Origin of the sequence: Nocardia brasiliensis IFM 10847, from assembly GCF_000710915.1 — a bacterium.
Taxonomy (GTDB): Bacteria; Actinomycetota; Actinomycetes; order Mycobacteriales; family Mycobacteriaceae; genus Nocardia; species Nocardia brasiliensis_A.
In genome coordinates this window covers 1-6,143 of the sequence record NZ_BAUA01000026.1, presented here as the reverse complement: position 1 = coordinate 6,143, position 6,143 = coordinate 1, and the positions used below count along the sequence as shown (strand labels likewise).

The window sequence follows — 6,143 nt, the reverse complement described above, 5'->3', positions numbered from 1 at the left end:
GATGGTGCGCAGGGCGACCTGTCGCGTCGCGCCGGTCCACCGCCAGGCGGCGACGACCGCGAGCGCGGTGAGCACGATCGTCGGGCCGTTGCCGACCGTGAACGCCCGGCCCTCGACCGCGCGGATGAGCACGAACACCACATCGATGCCGACGGCCGCGGCGAGCGCGTTGCGCCGGACCCTGGTCGTGACGCCGACGAGTGCGAGCAGGAAACCGGCCCACGGCGTGGTCGCCGATTTCGGCCTGCCGACGTAGTCCCAGGCCAGGCTGGTCAGCGGGCCCAGCGCGTTGATGTGCACGGCCACGACCTGGCCGAGGACCAGCACGAGCGCCGCGGCGGCCAGCGCGCACCAGACCAGCGCCGGTCGCAGCCGGCGCGGCGCGAGCTGCTCGGTGTCGGGCGAGGCTCGTTGCGGGTCGTGAATAAGCATTCGGACATCGTAAACACGATGTGAACGTGGCCACGCAGGCCGGTTAACAGCCGCCGCTCATTGTCAGGTCCGGCCCGGCTTTCCGGCCCGGCTCAGCCGCGCTTGCGGCGGAAGGCGTCGAGCCCGTTGCGGCTCAACATGGTGACGGTGGTCTTCCACCACGGCCTGGCCGGGTCGGGGTCGTCGCCCGCGCCGAGCAGGTGCAGTTGGTCGGTGTGCCATTGCAGGTCCAGGGCGCCGTCGAAGGAGCGCAGGCTGCCGACCTTGGCGAGCCGGCCACCCACCCCGATCGGCACGGTGCGCAGTCGATCGTCGCGTTCGGTGATCAGTCCGGTGGCCGCGTCCGGGGTCAGGCAGGTGGGGCGGCCGAGCCCGATCACGTCACAGTCAGCAGCCGCGAGCGCCTCGGCCATCACCGACCGGGAACGGAAACCACCGGTGACCGCGATCGGCACGGCGGCCGCCACGGTGCGCACGGTCTGCGCGTAGTCGAGAAAGTAGGCCTCGCGGGCGCGGGTGCTGTCGGAGCGAGTGTCGTTGCGCCCCATCATCGCCGGGGATTCGTAACTGCCGCCGCTGATCTCGATGAGGTCCAGGTGTTCGTGCGCCAATTGCTCGACCACCGCCCGCGATTCGTCCTCGGTGAAGCCGCCGCGCTGAAAGTCCGCGGAGTTCAGTTTGATGCCGACCGCGAAGCCCGGGCTCACGGCGGACCGGATGCGTCGCACCACCTCGAGCACGAACCGGCGTCGCCGCTCGGCGTCGCCGCCCCACCGATCGGTGCGCTGGTTGGCCAGCGGGGAGAGGAACTGGGAGACGAGATAGCCGTGCGCGCCGTGGATCTGGACGCCGTCGAAGCCTGCGGTCTCCGCGATCTGCGCGGTGGTGGCGTAGCGGTCGATGATCGCCTCGATCTCGGCGTCGGTGAGCGCACGCGGCGTCGGCATGCCGGGAATCTTCGGTGCGATCGCGGACGGCGCCACCGGCCGGGTGCGGGTGGCCAGCGGATTCGCCTGTCTGCCCGGATGATTGAGCTGCATCCAGATGGGCGCCCCGCCGTCTTTGGTGGCCTTCGCCCAGCGGCTCAGGCCGTCGAGGTCGCGGTCGTCGTCGATCACCACGTTGCCCGGCTCACCCAGATGTCCGCGATCGACCATCACGTTGCCCGTGACGACCAGCCCGAAACCGCCTGTGCCCCAGCGGGTGTAGAGGCGTTCGAGACGCCGGCCCGGACTGCCGCCCGGATCGGCCAGGCCCTCGCTGAGCGCCGATTTCATCAGCCGGTTGGGCAGCACCTGGCCGCACGGCAGGGTGAGTTGATCGGACAGAGTCACGGTGGCGGGCATGGACGGTCCTTTGGTAGCCGTAACTGGGTGTAATAGCCATCACGGTAGTAGTATGGTCGTACTACCGCAAGGCCCTCGGATACCGCCGGGCATGTCCTAGGCTGGGTATCGGAGCTGGAACCCAGGAGAGATCAGGAGGTCCGCGGTGACCATCCGTCCACGCGAGCGGCTGATCGCGGGCACGATCGACTTGATCAGACGCCGCGGAGTCGCGGGCACCGGCATCACCGAACTGGTGACCTACAGCAACACCGCGCGCCGCTCGATCTATCAGAATTTCCCGCGCGGGAAACAAGAATTGGTCGAGGAAGCCACTCGGGCGGCGGGCAAGATCATGGCGGCCGGTATCGCCGCGACCGCGGGGAAGGGCAGCGCGTCCGTCCGGCTCGCCGCGTTCGTGAAGATGTGGAAGGAACTGCTCGTCGCCTCCGACTTCACCGCGGGCTGCCCGGTCGTCGCCGCGGCGCTGGCCGGATCCGAGGTGCCCGCGGCCCCGGCCATCGCCGCCGAATCCTTCGCCGCGTGGGAGAGCCTGCTCACCGATCAGCTGGCCGCCGAGGGCATCGCGGACGAACCCGCCGCGTCGCTGGCGACCATGTCGGTCGCCGCGATCGAGGGCGCGGTCATCATGGCGATCGCGGGGCGCACGGTCACTCCGCTGGATCGGGTGGCCGCCCAGCTCGACCGGCTGCTGGCCCTCGAGCCCCGCGCGCAGCGGTGATCATGCCCACCCGCTCGCGTGGGTAGCGAGCGCGCCGGGCGCGGTTCTGCCATGGTGTGGTGATGCGCATGTGGGATCGGTTCGCGGCCGTGGTCACCGCCGGCAAATCATGGGTGCTGCTGCTTGCGCTCGTTGCCGTGTCGTTCGGCGTGATCGGCGGGATCGGCGACAACGACGCCGCCGGGCAGGCCCCGAACTCGTTGCCCGGCAGCGCGGAATCGGCCCGCGTGAAAGAACTGCTCACCCAGTTTCCCGACGCGGGCACCGCGCCCGCGGTCGTCGTGGTGACCCGCACCGACGGCGCGGAACTGCGCCCCGAGGATCTGGCGGGCCTGCGGGCGAAGCTGGGGGAGCCGCTCGTCGCGCCCGACCGGAAGGCCGCGATCGGCCGGGTGCCCGTCGATTCGACGCTGAGCGGATTCGCGCTCACCGATCGCATCGGCGAACTGCGCGACGACGTCAAGGCGGCGCAACCAGCCGATCTGCGCATCCAGGTGACCGGTGGCCCCGCGTTCGGCGGTGACATCGCCGATTCCTTCGCCGGCGCGAACATCACCCTGCTCGCGGTGACCGCGGTCGTCGTCGCGTTGCTGCTCGTCGCTACCTATCGATCGCCGGTGCTCTGGCTGGTGCCCTTGCTCGTCGTCGGCTCGGCGGACCGGGTCGCCGCCGCCGTCGGCACCGGACTGGCGCGGTGGACCGGGCTGGCCTTCGACGGTTCGACCTCGGGCATCACCAGCGTGCTGGTCTTCGGCGCCGGGACGAACTATGCGCTGCTGCTGGTTTCGCGCTACCGCGACGAGTTGCATCGCCACGCCGACCATCGGACCGCGCTCCGGCACGCGGTGCGCCACGCCGGGCCCGCGATCCTGGCCAGCAACGTCACCGTCGTCGCCGCGCTGCTGACGCTGCTGCTCGCCTCGCTGCCCAATACCCGCAGTCTGGGTGCGGGTGCGGCGGCCGGGCTGCTGGTCGCCCTGCTGTTCGTGCTCGTCGCGCTGCCCGCCGCGCTCGCACTGTGCGGACGGAACGTGTTCTGGCCGTTCGTGCCCCGCGCCGACGACCGGGTCGCGGCGGAAACGGGGATCTGGCATGCGATCGCGGCGCGGGTGGTGCGCAGGCCGGTGCTGGTGGCGGGTGCGGCGCTGGTCGCGCTGGGCGCGTGCGCGGCCGGGCTGATCGGTGCTGATGTCGGGCTTTCCCAGACGGATCAGTTCCGCGTCCGCGCCGAATCCGTCGAAGGTTTCGACACGCTTGCCGCGCATTTCCCGGCGGGGGCGGCGAATCCGACCATCGTGCTCGCCCGCAGTGATTCGGCGGCCGCGGTGGAACAGACGCTGCGCGCCGTGCCCGGGGTCACCGACGCGCGGCCCACCGGGACATCGCCGACCGGTCTGACCCGCTTCTCGGTCGTGTTGAACGCCGAACCTGGGTCACCGCAAGCCTTCTCGTCGATCGAGGCGATGCGCGGCGAACTGGCCGACGTGCCCGGCGCGCTCGTCGGCGGTGGCGACGCGGAGGGGCTGGACACCCGGACGGCCGCCGAACACGATCAGCGCGTGGTGATTCCGACGATCCTGGCTATCGTGTCGGTGATCCTGCTGGCCCTGTTGCGGGCGGTGCCCGCCGCGGTGCTGCTGGTGGGCGTCTCGGTGCTGAGCGCACTGGCCGCGTTAGGGCTCGGGGCATGGATCAGCCTGCACCTCTTGGGTTTTCCTGCGCTGGACACCAGTGCGCCGTTGTACGCCTTCCTGTTCCTCGTGGCCCTCGGCATCGACTACACCATCTTCTTGGTCACCCGGGCGCAGGAAGAGACACCCGAACACGGCAGTACCCAGGGCATCGTCCGCGCGGTCGCCGCCACCGGCTCGGTCATCACCAGCGCGGGCATCGTCCTGGCCGCCGTCTTCTGCGTCCTGGGCGTCCTGCCGCTGATCATCCTCACCCAGCTGGGCATCATCGTCGGCCTCGGCATCCTGCTCGACACCTTCCTGGTCCGAACCGTAGTGATCCCAGCCCTTTTCAGCATCGTCGGCCCCAAAATCTGGTGGCCCAACCCCCTCTCCCGAACCCCGCAGAACACCCCGTAATGCCCGACGTCGTCGCGGTGAGGGTTATCGAGGGTCGCCGATGAGGGAGGGTTCGGGCCAGCCGTAGACGCCGAAGTTCTCGCCTCGGCGGTAGAGGTCCAGGCCGGCGCGGGTGCTCTGGATGGTGTTGTCGGGGAGTTCGTCGAGGGGGAACCAGCGCAGTTCGGAGCAGGAGCCGGGTTCGCGGTTGTAGGGTTCGCCGGACCAGTTCCGGGCGCGGAAGACGAACACGATCCGGGTCTGGCCGGGCGGGTGCTGGATGTGGATCGAGGCGACCAGATCGACGTCGTCCCGCTCGAGCTGGACGCCGATCTCCTCGTCGGCCTCGCGGATGATCGCGGTCAGCACATCCTCGCCCTCGTCGAGCTTGCCGCCCGGGGCGTTCCACTGCCCGTCGGCGAAGCCGGTGTTGCGCCGGCGCGCGAGCAGTACCCGGCCGTTCTCGATCAGCAGTAGTTGCACGCCGACGATGGTGCGGAAGATGGTCACCTGGCCTCCTGATCGGGTATGGGCACCGAGCATGCCACGTCCGGCAAGTCCACTAGTGCTGGGTCCAGTCCGGTTGGGTGAAGTCGGAGACGCGGGCACTGTCATGGTCCCGCCCGAGCAGGATGATCTCGCGGAACTGCCAGAGCAGCGCGCCGGTGGGCGCGTGGATCGTCATATCGGGGCCCAGCCGCATCTGCAGCAGGCGCACATCGTCGGCGGCGGCGACCGGCTCGGGCTCGTCGCGCAGCTCCGGTTGCGGGACCGCGTGTTGCCGCGACACCCAGTGCGGCACGTCGTCGTCGGCGAGCCGGTCCAGGTTCACCAGGTGCACCGAGTGCACCTCGCTCGGGTTCGGGGTCAGCTCGGCGGCGTCGGGCAGTGCGGCGATGAACGGCGTGATCGCGAAACCGGACGCGGCGGGGAAGTCGTCGAGCAGGCCGACCAGATCGGTGGACGTCGCCGTCATGCCGAGCTCCTCGTGCAGTTCCCGCAGGACGGCCTGTTCGGCGGTCTCGCCCGGATCGATCCGGCCGCCAGGCAGTCCCCACTGTCCCGCGTTGCGCCCCTGGTAGGCCCGCCGGATCACGATCACCGCAGGGGAGCCGTCGGCCTGCCCGACCACGCACAGCAGTACCGCGGCGCGGCGCAGACCCGGCTCGTCGGGCACCTCGGTCCGGACGAACCGACGCAACCGGGTGCGGGCGAGGACGCGGAATTCGTCGACGCTCTCGGGCAGGAACGGTCCGGGAGTCATGCCTTCGATCTTGCCGCACTCCGGCCACAATCGTTCGCCGAGTTCACTTTCCCGCCCCCACATGGACCGGCACGTCGTCCGCCCATGGCTGGCGGGTGACCATGTCGGCGACGTGGACCACGCCGTGCTCGAACTCGCCGGTGGCGGCGTCGACGAGCCGATAGGCCTGGGTGCCCTTGTGGATCGGCTGCGCGTCCAGCAGCACCACGCGGACCTCGCCGGGCTCGAAGTGACAGCGCTGCTGCAGCGCGGCGATGAGTTGCTCGTTGTGCATGTGCCCGTCGCCGAAGTTCCAGCCGACGGCGGTGCTG

Annotated in this window: 7 protein-coding genes; 2 read left to right on the top strand and 5 right to left on the bottom strand. The window is 70.3% G+C overall.

The window, feature by feature from the left end:
- Positions 1-432, bottom strand: a 432-nt coding sequence (locus tag NBRGI_RS05445; RefSeq protein ID WP_029893142.1) for a DUF5933 domain-containing protein, incomplete at its 3' end; no start/stop codon positions are given.
- A gap of 92 nt (positions 433-524) precedes the next feature.
- On the bottom strand, positions 525-1,778 hold the full coding sequence (locus NBRGI_RS05440; RefSeq protein ID WP_029893141.1) for an NADH:flavin oxidoreductase/NADH oxidase family protein: 1,254 nt from the start codon (positions 1,776-1,778) through the stop codon (positions 525-527).
- A 145-nt stretch (positions 1,779-1,923) separates the two neighbouring features.
- On the opposite strand from NBRGI_RS05440, the gene NBRGI_RS05435 reads away from it, so the two are divergent.
- Complete coding sequence (locus NBRGI_RS05435) at positions 1,924-2,499, top strand: TetR/AcrR family transcriptional regulator (protein WP_029893140.1); 576 nt, start codon at positions 1,924-1,926, stop codon at positions 2,497-2,499.
- A gap of 62 nt (positions 2,500-2,561) precedes the next feature.
- Entirely contained in the window at positions 2,562-4,589 is a 2,028-nt protein-coding gene (locus tag NBRGI_RS05430; RefSeq protein WP_441919261.1) for an MMPL family transporter, read from the top strand.
- Positions 4,590-4,613: 24 nt separating this feature from the next.
- On the opposite strand, the gene NBRGI_RS05425 is transcribed toward NBRGI_RS05430, so the two are convergent.
- The 3 genes from NBRGI_RS05425 to NBRGI_RS43440 form a co-directional block, all read right to left on the bottom strand.
- A complete protein-coding gene (locus NBRGI_RS05425) occupies positions 4,614-5,078 on the bottom strand; it encodes an NUDIX hydrolase (protein ID WP_029893138.1) in 465 nt (154 codons plus the stop codon).
- Between the two features lie 52 nt (positions 5,079-5,130).
- Positions 5,131-5,832, bottom strand: a complete 702-nt coding sequence (locus NBRGI_RS05420) for an NUDIX hydrolase (protein ID WP_036557593.1) — start codon at positions 5,830-5,832, stop codon at positions 5,131-5,133.
- Positions 5,833-5,875: 43 nt separating this feature from the next.
- On the bottom strand, positions 5,876-6,143 hold a 268-nt coding region (locus NBRGI_RS43440), incomplete at its 5' end, for a DUF3556 domain-containing protein (protein ID WP_036557591.1).